This window comes from Acinetobacter tjernbergiae DSM 14971 = CIP 107465, assembly GCF_000374425.1.
Taxonomy (GTDB): Bacteria; Pseudomonadota; Gammaproteobacteria; order Pseudomonadales; family Moraxellaceae; genus Acinetobacter; species Acinetobacter tjernbergiae.
In genome coordinates, this window is the sequence record NZ_KB894356.1 from 74,804 (window position 1) to 93,057 (window position 18,254).

The 18,254-nt window shown below is 35.4% G+C and carries 13 protein-coding genes and 2 pseudogenes; 4 read left to right on the forward strand and 11 right to left on the reverse strand.

Annotation, left to right across the window (positions count from 1 at the left end; all coding sequences use genetic code 11):
• Positions 1-9 precede the first annotated feature (9 nt).
• The 4 genes from C502_RS0103995 to C502_RS0104010 all read left to right on the forward strand — a co-directional run bounded on the left by C502_RS0103995 (position 10) and on the right by C502_RS0104010 (position 4,517).
• The gene (locus C502_RS0103995) at positions 10-249 is read left to right on the forward strand and encodes a hypothetical protein (RefSeq protein WP_018677572.1); all 240 of its coding nucleotides are present in this window, start codon (positions 10-12) and stop codon (positions 247-249) included.
• A gap of 53 nt (positions 250-302) precedes the next feature.
• Entirely contained in the window at positions 303-1,424 is a 1,122-nt protein-coding gene (locus tag C502_RS0104000) for a tetratricopeptide repeat protein (RefSeq protein WP_018677573.1), read from the forward strand.
• A gap of 91 nt (positions 1,425-1,515) precedes the next feature.
• Complete coding sequence (locus C502_RS0104005) at positions 1,516-3,633, forward strand: TonB-dependent receptor (protein WP_018677574.1); 2,118 nt, start codon at positions 1,516-1,518, stop codon at positions 3,631-3,633.
• A 32-nt stretch (positions 3,634-3,665) separates the two neighbouring features.
• Positions 3,666-4,517, forward strand: a complete 852-nt coding sequence (locus C502_RS0104010) for a hypothetical protein (RefSeq protein WP_018677575.1) — start codon at positions 3,666-3,668, stop codon at positions 4,515-4,517.
• A gap of 696 nt (positions 4,518-5,213) precedes the next feature.
• On the opposite strand, the pseudogene C502_RS19445 reads toward C502_RS0104010, so the two are convergent.
• The 11 genes and pseudogenes from C502_RS19445 to C502_RS0104075 all read right to left on the reverse strand — a co-directional run.
• Positions 5,214-5,504, reverse strand: a pseudogene (locus C502_RS19445) (type II toxin-antitoxin system death-on-curing family toxin); the annotation flags it as partial.
• 243 nt (positions 5,505-5,747) lie between these two features.
• A complete protein-coding gene (locus C502_RS0104030) occupies positions 5,748-5,927 on the reverse strand; it encodes a hypothetical protein (RefSeq protein ID WP_018677578.1) in 180 nt (59 codons plus the stop codon).
• Between the two features lie 64 nt (positions 5,928-5,991).
• Positions 5,992-8,016 carry a GmrSD restriction endonuclease domain-containing protein gene (locus C502_RS0104035; protein ID WP_018677579.1) on the reverse strand — a complete coding sequence of 675 codons (2,025 nt, stop codon included), beginning with the start codon at positions 8,014-8,016 and terminating at the stop codon, positions 5,992-5,994.
• Between the two features lie 13 nt (positions 8,017-8,029).
• The gene (locus C502_RS0104040) at positions 8,030-9,439 is read right to left on the reverse strand and encodes a DUF262 domain-containing protein (protein ID WP_018677580.1); all 1,410 of its coding nucleotides are present in this window, start codon (positions 9,437-9,439) and stop codon (positions 8,030-8,032) included.
• A 42-nt stretch (positions 9,440-9,481) separates the two neighbouring features.
• Positions 9,482-9,694 (reverse strand): DNA translocase FtsK, encoded by a 213-nt coding sequence (locus tag C502_RS0104045; protein WP_018677581.1) that lies wholly within the window; start codon positions 9,692-9,694, stop codon positions 9,482-9,484.
• 21 nt (positions 9,695-9,715) lie between these two features.
• Complete coding sequence (locus C502_RS0104050; RefSeq protein ID WP_026315735.1) at positions 9,716-10,477, reverse strand: PP2C family protein-serine/threonine phosphatase; 762 nt, start codon at positions 10,475-10,477, stop codon at positions 9,716-9,718.
• Positions 10,478-10,664: 187 nt separating this feature from the next.
• A pseudogene (locus C502_RS18050) lies at positions 10,665-11,691 on the reverse strand (Fic family protein).
• Position 11,692: 1 nt separating this feature from the next.
• The gene (locus tag C502_RS0104060; RefSeq protein WP_004818967.1) at positions 11,693-14,806 is read right to left on the reverse strand and encodes an HsdR family type I site-specific deoxyribonuclease; all 3,114 of its coding nucleotides are present in this window, start codon (positions 14,804-14,806) and stop codon (positions 11,693-11,695) included.
• 59 nt (positions 14,807-14,865) lie between these two features.
• Entirely contained in the window at positions 14,866-15,426 is a 561-nt protein-coding gene (locus C502_RS0104065; protein ID WP_004818966.1) for a nucleotidyltransferase family protein, read from the reverse strand.
• A gap of 17 nt (positions 15,427-15,443) precedes the next feature.
• Positions 15,444-16,670 (reverse strand): restriction endonuclease subunit S, encoded by a 1,227-nt coding sequence (locus tag C502_RS0104070; protein ID WP_018677583.1) that lies wholly within the window; start codon positions 16,668-16,670, stop codon positions 15,444-15,446.
• Positions 16,667-18,220, reverse strand: a complete 1,554-nt coding sequence (locus C502_RS0104075; protein ID WP_004818964.1) for a type I restriction-modification system subunit M — start codon at positions 18,218-18,220, stop codon at positions 16,667-16,669. Before C502_RS0104075 ends, C502_RS0104070 begins: the two co-directional genes overlap by 4 nt.
• Positions 18,221-18,254 lie beyond the last annotated feature (34 nt).

Here is an 18,254-nt window from a genome sequence, read left to right on the forward strand (position 1 = left end):
GTAGTCACCATGAGAAAATTAATTTTGCTGTTCATGGTTGGTATTGGATTAAGTGGATGCGGTGGTAATGACAATAATTCAAAACCGAATAATAACAACCAATCTCAAAATGATCCCGTTCTTAAAGAAACGTTGTCATTAACCAATCAACCTCAAAGTAACTACGAACAGTCTGAACCTAAAAGTCTTACTGAGATTTCAGAATCTACTATAGATAACAAATCAGAACCAGTTGCAGTGAAATTTTAAGAAAAAAGCTCTTAGTTTAATCATTTACTCTAAGAGCTTTTTGGGAGTTTTAAATGTTAATCCGCCAGTTAACTGTTTCAATTGTAGTATCACTCTACTTAAGCACAGCTTCAGCTCACCCAAAACATCATCATGAAGAATCTTCATCGAGTTCTGAACATCCAAATTATTCAGCAATGTTAAAAAACAATCATAATGATGAACTTAGAAATCAAATCGTTAATGTCTTACTTGAAAAAGCGTATTCAAAAGGCGATGGTGAGTTTTTAGAACAAGCTGAAGATTTAATGAAATCAAGCTTCAACTCATCAGACACCGAAAATAAATTGTTAGAAACTCGACTCGCTCAAGCAAATCATAATTTCAGTAAAGCAGAAACAATACTTAATGACGTTTTAAAAAAAGACTCTAAAAATTATGATGCAATTTTACAACTCGCAAATATATATAGATTACAAGGTCAATTTAATCAGTCACTTAAATTATGCGATCAATTAGATCAACAGAGTGTGAAACTTTATCAAGTTGGGTGTGTTTTGCAAGTGGATGCAATGACAAAAAATATTTCTGAAATAAAACCTAGAACAAATGAACTTCTTCAAATGGCCACAAGGCTAAATAAAAATGATCAGCAATGGCTAGGTAATATTATGCTGGAAATAGCGACCAGATTTAATGATCCAACTCTTGCGAGCCAATCTATTCCATTACTTAATGTAGATAATTTACCCAACGCTCTTGCTAAATCCAATTGGTATATTTCTCAACAAGAATATTCAAATGCAATCAAAATTCTCACCCCATATCGTTATCATGATGGCGCGTTATATCGAATTATTTTAAGCAAACAGAAACTAAACGATCCTCTTGCAGAAAAAGACCTAAATGAACTAACCCAAAGAGTACAAAACCTACTCGACCATAAAGATCACATCCATCTCAGAGAACAAGCTCAATTCCTATGGGTTTCAAAAAAATATGATGATGGTTTACGCATAGCTGCCAAAAACTGGAATATGCAAAGAGAAAATGATGATTTTGAGGTCTATGCTGCCCTTGCACTTGATAGTAAGAATCGTGAAAGCACAGAAAAATTATTAAATTGGAGTAATGAGACTGGCTATCAAAACCCGACCTACATTCAAAAACTGAAACAAATGTTAAAGCAACTATAAGTCTAAATTCGATGAACAACTGAAAACATGAGCTTAATAGTGACTTCATGGTTAAGAAATCAAGATAATTTATAAAATAGATGGAATAAAAATGAAAAAAAGACTTTTGTATTGTTTGTTGATAGGAAGTAGCCATTTCTATTTAGGTCAGATAACCCATGCGGGAGGCGAACTTACAACAACACTCCCTACAATTAAAATAACAGCATCATCAAATTCTGATAGTGCATTTGGAGTCGCATTTACTTCATCTCAAGGAACAATATCAAAAGAACAAATTGAAACTCGACCTTTATCACGTCCAGCAGAAGTTCTAGAGACTATTCCTGGGGTCATTGTGACTCAACACAGTGGCAGTGGTAAGGCAAATCAATATTTTCTGAGAGGTTTTAACTTAGATCATGGAACTGACTTTGCAACATCATTTGATGAACAGCCAATTAACATGGTGAGTCATGCTCATGGTCAAGGTTACACAGACTTAAATTTTCTAATCCCCGAACTGATTGAATCGATTCAATATCACAAAGGAGCAGTATCGATTGATGATGGTGATTTTGCATCAGCAGGCACAGCAAAAATTTCGAGTATCCATTCTCTAGATAATCCTTATGCACAAATAACGTTAGGTAATCACAATTTACTTAGATTTTTAGCCGTTGGAAACTTAGTTCTTAATGACGGGGAATTAATCGGTGCAGTTGAAAACATCAACAGTGACGGACCTTGGGTTAATCCTGAAAATCTTTCAAAACAAAATCTATTCTTAAAATATTTCACTGGTGACCATGATAAAAATCAAGCAATCAGCTTCCAACATTATCAAGCACGATGGGATGCCACTGATCAAATTCCAGAGCGACTGATTGAAAGCGGTGAACTTAATCGCTTTGATAGCTTAAATAACAGTGATGGTGGTAAGTCTGCTCGGACTGCTATTTGGTATAATGCTAAAAATTATGAGAAAACGAAATACTCAACAATCTCCTCTTATGCCGTATATAATAAACTGAATCTATTTTCTGACTTTAGTTATTTTTTAAATGATCCAGTCCATGGAGACCAGTTTGAGCAGGCTGAAGAACGGACAACACTTGGATTTAAATTTCAAAAAGGTTTATTAAGTGAATGGTCAAGCAAAGAGCTTTTAAACTCGTTTGGATCATCTCTTAGGTATGATTATATTAACAACTTAGGTCTTTACCAGACACAAAATCGGCAGCGTTTCAACACGATAAGAAATGATGATGTTAATCAATGGTCTCTCGGTCTATGGGGACAAAATCAAACGACATGGCAACCTTGGCTAAAAACCATTTTAGGCGTTCGTGGTGATTTTTATTCTTTTGATGTAAATTCTGATCAAGAAGAAAATAGTGGTCATAAAACTGATCATATTTTCAGCCCTAAAATGAGCATAATTTTAGGTCCGTGGGAGAATATTGAGTATTACATTAATTATGCATATGGCTTTCATAGCAATGATGCAAGAGGAACTACAACTCACTTAAACATTGACCCTCGTGATAGTAACTATTTGAAACCTACTCTTCCCGTTTCCCCATTAGTAAGAATAATAAACTCAGAACTAGGATTAAGAGCAAAAATTATACCAGAACTCACTTCAACAATAGCTCTGTGGCAACTTGATTCAGATTCAGAACTGGTATTCATCGGCGATGCTGGTACGACTGAAGCAAGTCGGCCAAGTAAAAGACAAGGTATCGAAATTTCACAATTCTATCAACCAACAGATGCTTGGATTATCGATCTAGATCTGGCTTGGTCAAAAGCAAGATTTAAAAATGAAATTTCGGAAGGAAATCATATTCCTGGGGCAATAGAAAAGACTATAGCTGCTGGATTTACTTATAAACTGAATGACCAAATTAATTTTGGAGGACGTTTACGTTACTTTGGTTCTCGCCCTTTGATTGAGGATAACTCAGTTCGTTCCGATTCATCAACTTTAGTTAACTTACAAGGCAACTATCAATTTAATAAAAACTTTCTAGCACAAGTTGAACTCTTTAATGTATTCGATCAAAAAACGAATGATATCGAATACTACTATGCATCATGTGCTCCTCAAGATCTCAGTGAGCCTACATGCTCACCTAACTCATCAGAACGTGAAGGAATTTATGATAGGCATATTCATCCTACTGAAGGAAGAAATTTAAAAGTCACATTACGCTACATTTTCTAAACAGATATTAAAAGCCTAAAAGGGGAAATGCTATGTGGATTCAAAAAAAAACTCCAATTGCACATAGCGCCTTGATTTTTAGTTTTATTTTTCATATTTTAATTTTTATATTCATTTTTAATTTTGAAATAGAACACCAGCATAATTCAGATTATAAAATGGAGGTAATATTAGTTTCCACTCCAACTACACTCACAAAGCCAAAAAATAATATGCACTCAACTAAAATAGAGCAATCGGCCATACAAACTAAGTCGAATGAAACTAAGAATGAAGAGAGAGTTATGCAAGATAATGTACCTGACTTCTTTGAATTAGAAAAAAGTAGACCATTGAGTGAAAGTGTTTATAATCCATTACTTGATGCTAAAAACCGAGCAAAAAAAGCAATTGCTGATGCTAAACTTATTGCTAATACTCATAAGAAAAGTATAAAAAAATTGGATGAAAAACCAATTGATCAGATGGAAGAACAATATACTAGTGATATATTAACACCAGACAATCTAAATCATTTGTATAAAATTGAAATTATTAATGATTCAGAAAAATTGGAAAGATTCTCTAATATTATAGAACAAGCTTCAAATTATATTCCAACTCCCGAAGAGCAAAACCAAATAAATCAATTCAAAGAACAAACCAATATAGGACTGAATAATGAGGTTTTATTAGAAAAATTAAATTCAAAAATTTTATTGAAATTTACTATCGACCCTCAGAATTTAATTATTCTAATTGAAATTAAACCAATGTCCATTGAAGTAGAAAGAGCGTTAAATCAATTAATCAAACAACTTAATTTCGATTTAATATTTATTAATTCCGACTTAAGTTATACGCCCTACTCATTTTCATTTGAATTTAATACTGAACTTTATTGAATAAAATCCAAAACATAAATTTTAACTTTATTAGATAGTCATTATACCACCTTCCTCTATTTCATATAGTAGCAACTAAATAAATATATCAAAAATAGAATATATTTGGCACATTATGTAAGTTCAAAATCTATCTAGAGAATGCCAACTGCCCAAAATTGATATGATCAGATAAATGTACTGATTTTATTTTTATGGTAATATTACGTGCTATCAGAAATTTCGTAATTAGAAGTAGAAAATAGCGTTTCGTCTTTACACGCTCACTTCTTCTAAATATTTATCAAAGGCATTTCAAGTACATTAGAGCTATCATCATCTGCCTCATCAAGTATTTGGATTTTTTGAATGTGAACTTCTCTTTTTAAGCCCATTTTTTGCCATTTTAACTGCTTAACTCATCTAAACATGGATTTAAATAGATCCACATAGATTGCTTTACACTGAACAAAGGTATGATTTTTAATGACTATTAACAAAAACATTGAAAACACTCAATCTCCGCGAATCAGTGTTGCACCGATGATGGATTGGACAAGTAAAATTTTATTTGTAATTTAAATCAAAAACTTACTTAAAATTTTAAAAATTTTAGGCGTAAAATAGGCGCAAATAACGTCCACATTTTGTCCAATTTTGCTGTTCTATTATTTTAATTTTGTTTGATTGTTATTTAACCAAAAAGGCTTTAATTTACTATATTCCTGAGAGTTCATATAAGAAATCTGAAACTTTCTGTGCAAGAATTTCATGATCATCCTGACTTTAAACAATATCCACCATTAAATCATCAAGCCCTGTATTATCTTGAATACTAACGCCTTGAATTTCAAGAAAAGTAAGCATAACGGCAAGACCTGTCCGTTTATTACCATCTACAAATGCATGTCCTTTTGATATCGCAATACCGTACCAAGCAGCTATTTCATAAAGATCATCGACCTGATTGTAATACATTTGTTGATCAATTCTACTTAACACACTTTCGGTGGTGTTTCAAAAAGTATGCTGATCATATTTCACTCAGAACACAAATATCAAAGAGCGTTGAAAATACAGTGAATTTAGCTTAATTATTTTTAATTTTTCTATTGACAGATTTAATGAGCATACAATTTAGAACAGTACCCACACTTTCTAATTTATCAAGATGACACCCCTCTCGACCAACTCCTGTTTGTCTCAAAATTTCATCATGAACAGCAATTACAAATGTAGAATTGATGGTACTCATTTATAAGCTAACTCTTGAATTTCTTTCTTATGCTGTTGAATGACACGTTTTGCACTATGCATTACAACACGCTTTGTTGCCTCGTTGTCATCAAAAGGAATTGATAATGGTTGACCAGCCATCGCTGAACGTGGCTTTCTATTTTCAATTTTAAAATCACTTAAACGTTTAGTCATAGTCCTCTTCCTATCAGGTGTTTCTATATACATTCATTTTAACATTGAATAGACTAACCGACACTCATTTCACAAAGTCTTGGTAATCTAACTCAAACAAATCAAGCATCTTTTTCTCATGATCTAGGATTTGTTCTTTTTTCCAAACTTTTTCTTCTTCAAGCGTTTGAATCATCAAATACAATTTAAGGGTATCAATTTTACCCTTCCTTATCTCAGGCATAAAATAATCACGTTTAGCACTTGGCAAGCGATTCCCTATGCTTGAATTTTTACTTGAACTAATGAGACACAAGTTCCCAAAGCGATGTAAATTTTCATGATCTAATTTATCACGCTCTCCCTCTATCTGTTGTGCATAAAAATGCTCAACCGAACTCCGTTGCGTAAATTTAAAGTTTTTGATTACCTTATCATTGCTATTTTCCGCATCACAATAAATCAAGAAATCCAAATAGTTAAAGACAAAATTATTTTCAATATTGCCAAAACTTATTTTTCGCATTAATTGATTGATTTTTAAATCATCGATTGCGGAAGTGCCATAAAGCAAATCAAAATAATCAATCTGTTCTGAACTTAAATATCTCTGAAAAATAAACTTTCTCGCTAAATGTTGTAATGCATTAAAATAGTCAGACTCAGTGCGATCAGTATTATGATAAAGCCAATACAGTGCACCATTTAACCAATATTTATAAGACAAGGTGGGAGTGGATACATGAAATGCTGTCATCAATAGTAGAATTCTTTGAGCAATATCCGTGCTATTTCCATCAAAAGTATTCACATACGAACTATTTTTTTCATATAGTTTAAGTCTCTTTATACTCCAATCATCGTTATCCGTAGAATAATCCCGTTTAATAATATATTGATCAAATAGAAATTTACACTTAAGTAGCGTAAAAATAAAACCTTTTACATTCTCAATTATCCTTTCATGCTCTTGGTTTTCCTGCCCTTTTAACAGAATATATTTTTGAAATTGATCAATCAGTTGCTTATCATCTAGTGCTACTTTTTCATCACCATTCCTTTGACTTATCCAAATTTGTAAAACCTGCAATAAAAAATTCGGAAAATTAATAATGCTATTGAATCGTTCAGGCTTTTCTTCTTTAGTATCTTTATTTTTAATACGCACAGGCACTTTTTTTAACATTTCAGAAATAGATTGAAAATTGCTTTTCGAACTTGTTTGTTCTTGTGATTCTACATTTCTTCTAAAAATTTCGAGCAAGCTAGAAGCGTTTTCAGGAACAAAATCCCCCCAATCCTTTCCAAAAATCACATCACGCTGTGTTGTGGAAAAACCATATTGAACGTAACGCTCCATATTGGCAGTCGCGTTCCAAATACTCGTAAATAGTGTCATGCTTGATGTTTTATCTGCTTCATCTTTGATTTGATTCAATACGCTCATCAATTTCGCTTTTAAAATTTCATGCTTTTCTAATTGTTCACCACGGTTATTCATAACCTCAAAATAATGATTGAGATCAGTATCTTTCGGAACTAAAACTTGTGCGATGACTACATTTTCAAATAAATATTTGCAAAAACCACTCAAACCGCCTTGATTGATCATTTTTTCGATTGCTCGTTGCAGCAACTCAAACCCCTGAACTAAATCGGCGTTATATTCGGATAATTTTAAATGTTGTAGATGATCGCCTCTAAGTAAAGCCTGAAAGGTTAAAGAAGACTTTGGACGACTTTCAAAGTCAAGATTGAATTGATTAAACCAAGACATATCAAGAACAATTTTTTCTTCTTTGGATAATCGCTTCAGGCAAATCGCTAACAAGGTTAAAGTGGTAAATCGTTGCTGACCATCGATAATTTCATAAGTGCCATCGCTACGCTCAAAAACAACCAACGTTCCAATATAATATTTTTTACTTCCTTGAGTCTGCCCTTGATTTAACTGATCAGGTTGCTTTTGATAATCTTGAATATCCAAAATTAACTGATCAATTTCTTTCTCACCCCAAGCATAATTACGCTGATACATCGGGATAATATAAGTCTGTTTATTCTCGAACAGGGCTTGAACCTTAAGCGCTTGGATTGACTCTGCTTTCATTCTGATGTTCCTGTTAGAGATAATTTAGTTCTTTAAATAAAGTGATCAAAGGCTCAACTTTAGTGCCTTCCTGTTTATCGACTATCGGGAGTGACCATCCGATTAGTTCACTTGGTGATTGAGCATATTTCAGTAAACTGAATATGTTCTTTTCTAAGACATAATTATCTATCGTTGCTAATTGCACCGAATATTGACTAATACGACAGCGATATGCCCAAATAAAAATCTTTTCAATCGCTTCTGATAACCGATCTATAGCAAATTTATCGATATAAAAAATCAATGCAGAATCAAACAAGGTTCGCACATAACGATCCCCATCCCTATTTCTTGCATCATATGAATTCAATATTTTGATAATTCTATTTGCTCGATCCTGTAGTGCCGCACCAAATATATAGACCTTCTCAGACTGTTCTTGATGATCCACCACTTTACTAATCTGTTTTTCATAGTGCTCAACCATTTCAAAAAATCGACGACCATTAATGATCATTTGATCAAGCTGAAATGGGAAACTCATTTCTTGTCGATCTATTTGCCGTTGATATTGTGCGTTATAGTCATCAATAAAATAATGCGCTATGCGTAATGGTTCTAAATATGGATGATGGTCTGATTGCCCAAGATGAATACCTTTAAAAAGATGCACATGATCTTTATTGAAAAATCTTGCGGACTTTCCTCTTGACCAAAGACGAATACGGAATAGATAGTTCGAAAATAACTTTGCCAAATGAGCCGAGTCTAAACTTTCCCAATGAGCAACAGTTTGGGCTTTTAAATGTTGCTCCTGTGCAAAAAATTCTCGTAGATGATAAGCTTTTAAAAGATCATGCGGTTCTAAATCACGGCCACGTGCATTTTGTGAATCAAAAAACTGAAATGCCTCTGAAATATCATCTAAAATAAAAACCGCAACCTGACAATTATTGAGTAAAAAATCAATATCTTGTTCCGAAAAGTTTACCGAAACGATCCGTTTAGCGGCATTAAAGTTCTGATAAATATTGTAATGGCTAATATCACTATTAAATTCTTGCACATCCATAAAGACATTAATTTGATTCGATATTTCATTCAAAACTGTTTTCAGATCCTCTCGTTCTAAATCTAATTCTTGCTTCTGAATAACCGCCCAAACAAGGAGTATTAAAGTTAAAGTTCGTTGTTGTCCATCCACAATATTTATATTTTTAAGGCTCGTATTATTTTTATCACGGTGTAATACGATAGTACCCAATCGATATGCAGATTTATCTTTATGTTCCTGTATATCATTGACGAGGACATTTAAATTTTTTTCTGTCCATTTGTAAGGACGCTGATAATCAGGAATTCTGAGTTGATCTAAAATTAAGAGTAATTCTTTTACTGACCAAATCCCTGTCTTAAATTGATCAACTTGATGCTGAGCCATAAAAAATTATCCTAAAAATAAAATTTTTAATTGTTAAAGTTGTTATCTCATACCTTGATGCAATTTATAGCCATACCCATAATCTAGAACAAAAGTTTTTGTAGATTCACAAATACTTGCTTCAATTAACTGGTTAAGTAGTTGTTCTGCATGAGAATACCCAATTAAAAAATGGCGTTGTAAACTCGATACAGAAACGACACCCACTTGCTCTGTGAATAATTTGGCACGTTCAAAGAGATCATCTGATTGCATAATTTCCCCATTCTCAATGAATTAAATTTTTGCTCGTACTAAGACCATGCTGACATTGTCATACGCCTGTTTTGAATTTAATGACGCTTTCATATTGAGTAACCATGTTCGAAGCTCCACATCTGCTTTTAAAGGAAGCCATTCCCCACACTCCATCACATCATGCACACCATCTGTACAAACCAATAAGGCGTCATTCTCAGTCAAATATTCTTCTGTTCTTGTAAAATCCATCACTTCATGCAAGAGATCAGCACAAAAGTATTGTAATAATGCACCATAAATACTGGCGTAGTTTTCTCCTGCTCTTAGCTCGCCACTTTCTCTTAACTGTTCAAGATAATTGTGATCTCTGGTCAGACAATGCCACTTTTGATCATGTTGGCTAAACAAATAAACTCGACTATCGCCAAGATGTTGAATGGTCACAAAACCTTGATCGCCATCATTTTGAATGAATGCGAGTGTTGAACTTGCGCCAAAACTTTTTTTCTGATGTGCTAATTGATCAACAAGATACTGCTGAATGGTAAATGCTTGACAAGGTTCTATCTTTTTATTTTGCATTAAAGCTTTTAAGACCGTATAGGATGCTTGCTCAGCTGCTGGACTATTGCTAATCCCATCCGCTACAGCAACACACCACTGTTCTTTTTCAGAATGGCTATATAGTTTAGTGATGAGTCCATTATGTTGAATAACTTTATTTTCAATCAATATGGCATCTTGTTGGTACTTTGACCTTGCCTTCCATGTTAGACCTTGCATTTCAAAAGTACTTATCACATCGATCTCTCACTTGGCAGTGATTTCATTTTTACCAAATTCCAACAACACAATCAAGAAAAATTTAACACAACTTATTGATTAATAGAAAATTATTTATTTAAAAACTTACTTTACGCTTTTTAATTCTTATTCATGTCTAACTATTTAAGCAAAAATGTAACAAAATATTTTTCATACTAAATCATGATTTAAGACGATACCTTTGCTTAGGGCTTTTCGGCTTATCTGGAATAGTATGCTCAATCAAATCTGCTTCTATGGCAGGATTCAAGTAATTCTTTTGGAACGTTGCTCGATGAGTTAATCCAATCAATTGCATCAATTCAGCCAAAGTATATTCTTCTTGCTTCATTGCCGAAATTAAACGCTGAACTTGGTCGCTCACTTGAGCGGTAGCATGATCGCTATCTTGAGCGGTAACATGATCGCTATCTTGAGCGGTTTCATTTGAACTGAGGATTGCATCTAGAATCATCTGCAAAATGAATTCAATAAATGGTGCTGAATCAGTACGATCTGTACTTGCTTGTAATGCCTCATAATAGGCTTTTTGATTTTGATAGATTAGACTTTCAACTGGAATGTTTGCAAAGATTGGATTCCATCTACTCAAAATTAACGTTTGCCAAAGCCTTCCCATTCTTCCATTACCATCTGCAAATGAATGAATAAATTCAAACTCATAATGAAATACTGAACTTTGAATCAGTGGGTGTACTTCACTGTCATTCAACCAATCGAGTAAATCAACCATCAGTCGATTGATCTGATTGGCAGGTGGAGTCATATGCATACCCGATCACCTGACATCACACCGACACCACCATGGCGATATTGACCGACTTCATCAATCAAGCCTGTCATTAAAATTTGGTGTGCTTGTAATAAGTCTACTTCTTGGCTTGGCTGCCATTGCTGAAATGCTTCATAAGCTTTAATGGCATTACGCACTTCTTGCACTTCTTTCGGAGGTGCAATTGAGGTGCAATTACAGTCTTACCATTTAGGATCGCCGTGATCTGTTCTGTACTTAAAGTGTTTCCTTCAATCGCAAGAGACCCTTGAATGGTACGAATACGATTGGCTTTCCTTAACTTCAGACTATCCTGAATTTCCTCTAAAACAGTCAAGCGCCCTATATTCTCACTGATCTGCGCAATCAGATGAATGATTTTAGAGGTGATGGTATAAGGTGGTTGATATTTCATTTTAAATTTTGCCCCCTACCCCTTTAAACTTTTCAACCAATGCTGCTATTTTTTGAAAAATGCTTTGCTTCTTTGTCAAATACTGCGGGTTTAATGGACTCATTTTAGGCAGTATTGCATTGAGTTCCGTACCATTTTCACTCGCAAACTCCCGCTTTAACGATGTTGAAATATAACGTCTCGCTGCATCTTCATTCAGTTTCTCATCATCGATCAACTCTTTTACTTCACGCTGTTGCTCTACTTGAGCAAAAGTGAAAAAAGCATCTATCACATTGGCCTTATCACCAATCTGATCTAAATCAGTTTGATTAATAAAATCGACCAACAAACTTTCTTTGGCACGGTTGCCAATGCTGGCACGGATCACGCGACGTACATCTTCAACCAGTGAGGCTTTATCCTTCACTTTTTTATTATTATCAAAAATTAGCTCTAGAATGTAATCTAAATTGATTTCTTGTGATTTGAGCAAGTCCACTTCAAAAACCACATCATTCCAATCAATGCTTGATTTTTCTTTTTGTTCTGCCGACTTCTCCCGACGTATCCAGTCACGGATATCGTTATAAGTAGATCGGTAATCTTGAATTTTTCGCTCAGCAGGCATTTGGATGCTTTGTAGCGCAGTCAGACTCTCATCACTTAAGTAATGCTTATTCTTGAATGCTTCCACTGCCTCAGAGTCATTCATATCCACGGTTTGTAGTTCTTTTAAGCTGGCGTATTCATCATAGTTTTGCAGCACATTTTCGACACGCAAATATTCACCAAAGAGTTTCGCAAAAGCTTTCTTGTCTGATTCTTTGAAAATTGCATCTGGATTTGGAAAGCGCTGCTCTAATTCTGTTACCACATCTACAAAGCCCCGACGTGCTTCACCTGTAACAACATCTGTAAAGCCTTGCATGTATTCCGTGTAACTTTTTTCGAGCACCACGTTTTTAGTATTTGTATCACCAAACAAGGTAATCGCATCAATGGTTGCTTGCTCTAAATCACGGAAGGTAACGATATTGCCAAAGGTTTTAGTCGCATTATAAATACGGTTGGTACGTGAATAAGCCTGCATCAAACCGTGATAACGTAAGTTTTTATCAACAAACAATGTATTCAATGTTGGCGCATCAAAACCAGTTAAGAACATACCGACCACAATGAGCAAGTCAATTTCTTTAGCTTTGACTTGTTTGGCTAGGTCACGATAATAGTTTTGAAAACCCTTACTATCCACATTAAAGTTAGTTTTAAACAAACTGTTATAGTCAGCAATTGCCGCATTTAAAAACTCTTTTGCGCTGCTGTTCATGGCTGAGACATCAAAACTTTCATCTTGAATATCACCTACAGCATCTTGTTCTTCATTGGCTGCAAAGGAAAATATCGTGGCAATTTTTAACGGTTTATCACTATTTTTTTGCAAGTCGTTCAAAGACTCATAATACAGCTTTGCTGCCTCTACACTGCTAACGGCAAACATCGCATTAAAACCTTTACTGCTTGCTTGCAGGCGGTGAGTTTTCTGGCGGAAATTATTCAGGATGTACTGGCTAATCTGACGAATACGATCAGGATGCAATAAGGCTTGTTTGTTTTCCGCTGCTGTGAGCTTTTTCTCATCCTGTTCAGTTTCAATCGCTTTAAATTGTGGACGTACATCGTTGTAATCCACTTTAAACTTCAGCACTTTTTCATCACGGATTGCATCAGTGATGACATAAGCATGTAGTTCACGACCAAACACGCTCGCCGTGGTTTCAGCACTCAGCGCATTTTGCGGAAAAATGGGCGTGCCTGTAAAACCAAACTGATAGTACTTTTTAAACTTCTTTTTCAGATTCTTCTGCGCTTCACCAAACTGGCTACGGTGACATTCATCAAAAATAAACACCACTTGCTTATTATAAATTGGCAAGTCAGCTTCACTTTTCATCAGATTGTTTAGCTTTTGGATGGTAGTGACAATAATTTTATTATCATCTTTATCCAAATTTGCTTTTAAACCTGCGGTACTGTCCGAACCATTGACGCTATCAGGCGAAAAACGTTGGTATTCTTTCATGGTCTGATAATCGAGGTCTTTACGATCTACCACAAAGAATACTTTTTCAATAAAATCCAGCTCAGTCGCCAACCGTGCAGCTTTGAAACTGGTCAAGGTTTTGCCTGAACCTGTGGTATGCCAAATAAAGCCACCACTTTCCTGATTTTGGTTAGAGGGACTGCTCCAGTTTTTGGCCTGATACGAACTTTTGACTTTCCACAAAATGCGTTCAGTTGCAGCAATTTGGTAAGGGCGCATCACCAATAAAGTATTACTGACATCAAACACGGAGTAATGCAACAGCACATTCAGTAAAGTATTTTTTTGAAAGAAAGTCGCAGTAAAATCTTTTAAATCTTTAATCAAACTGTTATCTGCTTTCGCCCAGTTCATAGTGAAATCAAATGTGTTTTTATTACGTGCAGTAGTATTGGCAAAATAACGGCTATCGGTGCCATTGGAAATCACAAACAACTGTAAGTACTTATACAAGGAGTTTTCACTATTAAAGCTTTCCTTACTGTAACGGTGTACCTGATTAAAGGCTTCACGAATGGCAATGCCCCGTTTTTTGAGTTCGATCTGTACTAAGGGTAAGCCATTGACCAAAATGGTGACATCGTAACGGTTTGCATGACTGCCTTTTTGTTCAAACTGTTTAATCACCTGTACTTTATTACGGGCAACGTTCTTCTTATCTAAAAGGTAGATGTTTTGAATACGCCCATCATCAAAGACAAAATCATGAATATAATCATCATGAATTTTGCGGGTTTTGTCGACAATACTGTCGCTTAGTCTATCCAAATAGGTTTCAACAAAACGCAACCATTCACCATCTAAAAACTGTACGCTATTCAATACTTGCAGTTGCTCACGTACATTGACCAGCATTGCTTGAGCATTGTTTAAAGCAGGTAGATATTCATAACCTTGATTGACCAAGTCTTGAATCAGCTCTCGCTCTAGATCCCCTTCGCTTTGGTAGCTGTCCACCGCTTGCCATTCTTTGCAATATTTGTCTAAGACAATAAAATTATTGGTTTCGGCAATCGGTTTATAGTTGGTCATGGTTTTGATTCCACAGATTTTTTATCAAGTAAAATGGTTCAAAGTGATTGTTAGTTTTTTTAGATAAAGTTTCGTTTAAATTTTTCATGATTTTCAATATTGCTTTGAATATCATCGTGATTCCAGATTTGCAATTCCCAAGGAAAATAAAAATTACTTCTGTTTTTAAAGTAAATATGTAAACCGCGATAGCCTTCTTTGTCCCGCAAATACCAGTTTTTAAGGTTCAGCTCATCTTGCCAGTCATCCAGCAAATCCATCACGCTGTCAATTTCTTCAGTCGTTAAAATAATCCGTGCACCAAAAATATCATTCAGCCAATTGTTTACAGGGTATTGGTCTTCACGAGCAGAATAGCGCTGGATTTTATCATCAATACTTTCACGGGTTTTGACGCGATAAAAATATTTGATGTCAATATCTGCGGTCATCAAGTAGTCATTAATGCTTTCGTGCAAGGTTAACCGATATTTATAGATATGCGCAGCAGGCACATGTCGAATGGTTTTAGACAAGTTAATTTTCTCAATTTTTCCTTGTTCAAAATAATCCTTGGAAAAATGATGATGCAAGCGATTGATTTCACCGATGAGTTGTTTAACTTGACTAATTTTATCCATGCTTTACTCCGCAGATGTCAATGCACTTGGGCTGATGATTGAGGAAAACTTAACAATAAATCACGATAATACTCGTACTGCTTTTGGCGTAGCTCAATTTCACGTGGTAAGCCTTCGCTGATAGAACTTGTTAATGCATCGAATTTATCAAGGATATCGACAATGCGTGTTTGCTCTCCTACAGGAGGCACAGGAATTAATATTTTCGCCATATCCGTTGCCGATACATCAATCACTTTTGTCCCTTTTGCATATCTCCTTTTTTGCTCCGAAAAGCTAGTTGTTTGGGTGTAATAAGCAAAATATTTTCCTAGAATATAAGGGTTAGGTTTAAATATTGTAGCGTGACCACCTGTTACAGCTTGCTGTTTCCCTAAGTAAACCAGTGCTTTGCCAACATCTTCTAAATTTTCACTAGTATTAGTAATTACAACATCGCCTGTATCTACTTTCTTGAGTTTTTTTGCCGTTTCCAAAGATACAAATGATTTTGTCTTTACTGTCGAAAGCCCATAATAGGTATAAATTTGACCATAATGGATAGCTGGAACGCCTGACTCTGTGAAATCCGCTTTAGGTAAACCATTACCACGAACTAATTCACCCATTTCTGCCAACATTTTCCACTCAACCTCTATCCGCCGTCCGATCTCGTCCGAAGACGAGGATGATTCGCTCATATCAAATGTCAACAATTTATCCCTAAAATATTGATATTGTTGATTTCTTAGTTTAAGCTCCGCAGTCAGCTCCGCAGTCAGCTCCGCAGTCATAGCGGTAAATGCATCCAAAATTCGGACGATTTCAGCTTGAATTTCAAGGGATTTTTTCGGGTTTTCTGGGCATGGGATAGGTACTGGAATTTTATTCAAAATTGATTGAGTCAGACTAGGTCTTCCTGAACCAGTATCTAGAGATAGTAAATCAATGGTTTTAACAAAATAATAAAAATATTTTGGAACAATCACTTGAGTATCAATTTCAGTATAATAAATGGTATCAACGTTCCAAAATGGTGTATCAACGTAAAAAATATTGGTTATAGAGCCTTTCCGTGGAATTAAAACAGTCGGCTTGTTATATGAGTATGTATCGACATATCCCATAATCCCACCTGATCCATAAACAGGAACATCTCCCTCATTTAAGCCTTTCCAATCTTTTCCATGTTTTATTTTTGCAACTGAGTCTAATGGGTGCCATTCTACGACTGCACCATTTAATAGTTTTTCCATAAATTTCATGCTACATCCTTCCCTTCAATCTCCGCTACTATCGCATCAATCTCTTTACGAAGTTGGTCAATTTTAGCCACCGTGGTTTTTAGCTCGGCATTCAGTTGGACAATATCTATCTGTTCACGGGTGTCCTCTGCTTCCACGTAACCACTGACAGACAGGTTGTAGTCGTTGGATTGAATCGTATCGAACGACACAGATTGAGCGAAATGTTCAACATCGGCTTTGCTATCAAACACCTGCATAATCTGTTCAATGTGTGCATCGGTCAAAATATTGTTATTGGTTTCTTTTTTAAATAAGCCACTCGCATCAATAAACTGAGTGGTATTTTCGGTTTTATGCTTAGACAACACCAAAATATTCACAGCAATGGTTGTGCCATAAAACAAGTTCGGTGCAAGTGAAATGACCGTTTCAACATAGTTGTTATCGACCAAATATTGCCGAATTTTCTGCTCTGCACCACCACGATAAAAAATGCCAGGGAAGCAAACAATCGCTGCACGACCTTTAGCAGATAAATAACTTAACGCATGCAACACAAAGGCAAAGTCAGCTTTAGATTTAGGAGCTAGTACACCTGCTGGAGCAAAACGTTCATCATTGATTAAAGTTGGGTCATCCGAACCAATCCATTTCACCGAATACGGTGGATTAGACACAATCGCGTCAAAAGGTTTGTCATCGCCAAAGTGCGGTTCTTTTAAGGTATCGCCTAACTGGATATTAAACTTGTCGTAGTTAATGTTATGCAAAAACATGTTCATACGTGCAAGGTTATAGGTGGTATGATTCAGCTCTTGTCCCCAAAAACCGTCTTCGATAATGTGAGCATCAAAGTGTTTTTTGGCTTGTAAAAGCAAAGAACCCGAACCGCAAGCAGGGTCATAAATTTTATTGACAGTTGTTTGTTTATGCATGGCAAGCTGGGCAATCAACTTGGATACATGCTGCGGAGTGAAAAATTCTCCTCCTGATTTTCCTGCATTGGCAGCATAGTTAGAAATCAGAAACTCATAGGCATCACCAAACAGGTCGATATGACTGCCTTGAAAATCCCCAAAATCTAACCCTGCTACGCCCTTGAGAACAGCAGCCAATCGGATATTTTTATCTTTGACAGTATTACCCAAACGGTTACTAGTGGTATCAAAGTCAGCAAATAGGCCTTTAATATCCTGCTCCGATGGGTAGCCATTGGCTGAACTTTCAATACTAGCGAAGATGGCAGCTAAGTCGGTATTCAGACTCTCGTTATTATTCGCATTTTTAGCAATATTGCCGAACAATTGACTTGGGTAAATAAAGTAACCCTTGGTTTTAATCGCATCATCTTTGATCTCTACCGTAATAACTTGGTCAGAAAGTTCGGCGTATTTGATGCTGTCATCACCACCTTCGATATAACTGGCAAAATTTTCACTAATAAAGCGATAAAACAGCGTACCCAAGACATATTGTTTAAAGTCCCAACCATCAACTGCGCCACGGACATCGTTGGCGATCTGCCAGATTTGGCGTTGCAGTGCTGCGCGTTGTTGGGTACTGGTCATTTACAAATCCTGTAAAAAAAATAAGAATCAAAGT

Excerpts from the sequence above, each read along its gene's own strand:
- C502_RS0103995 (WP_018677572.1), top strand. The coding sequence starts at position 10 with ATGAGAAAATTAATTTTGCTGTTCATGGTTGGTATTGGATTAAGTGGA.
- C502_RS0104000 (WP_018677573.1), top strand. The coding sequence starts at position 303 with ATGTTAATCCGCCAGTTAACTGTTTCAATTGTAGTATCACTCTACTTA.
- C502_RS0104005 (WP_018677574.1), top strand. The coding sequence starts at position 1,516 with ATGAAAAAAAGACTTTTGTATTGTTTGTTGATAGGAAGTAGCCATTTC.
- C502_RS0104010 (WP_018677575.1), top strand. The coding sequence starts at position 3,666 with ATGTGGATTCAAAAAAAAACTCCAATTGCACATAGCGCCTTGATTTTT.
- C502_RS0104030 (WP_018677578.1), bottom strand. The coding sequence starts at position 5,927 with ATGACTAAACGTTTAAGTGATTTTAAAATTGAAAATAGAAAGCCACGT.
- C502_RS0104035 (WP_018677579.1), bottom strand. The coding sequence starts at position 8,016 with ATGAAAGCAGAGTCAATCCAAGCGCTTAAGGTTCAAGCCCTGTTCGAG.
- C502_RS0104040 (WP_018677580.1), bottom strand. The coding sequence starts at position 9,439 with ATGGCTCAGCATCAAGTTGATCAATTTAAGACAGGGATTTGGTCAGTA.
- C502_RS0104045 (WP_018677581.1), bottom strand. The coding sequence starts at position 9,694 with ATGCAATCAGATGATCTCTTTGAACGTGCCAAATTATTCACAGAGCAA.
- C502_RS0104060 (WP_004818967.1), bottom strand. The coding sequence starts at position 14,806 with ATGACCAACTATAAACCGATTGCCGAAACCAATAATTTTATTGTCTTA.
- C502_RS0104065 (WP_004818966.1), bottom strand. The coding sequence starts at position 15,426 with ATGGATAAAATTAGTCAAGTTAAACAACTCATCGGTGAAATCAATCGC.
- C502_RS0104070 (WP_018677583.1), bottom strand. The coding sequence starts at position 16,670 with ATGAAATTTATGGAAAAACTATTAAATGGTGCAGTCGTAGAATGGCAC.
- C502_RS0104075 (WP_004818964.1), bottom strand. The coding sequence starts at position 18,220 with ATGACCAGTACCCAACAACGCGCAGCACTGCAACGCCAAATCTGGCAG.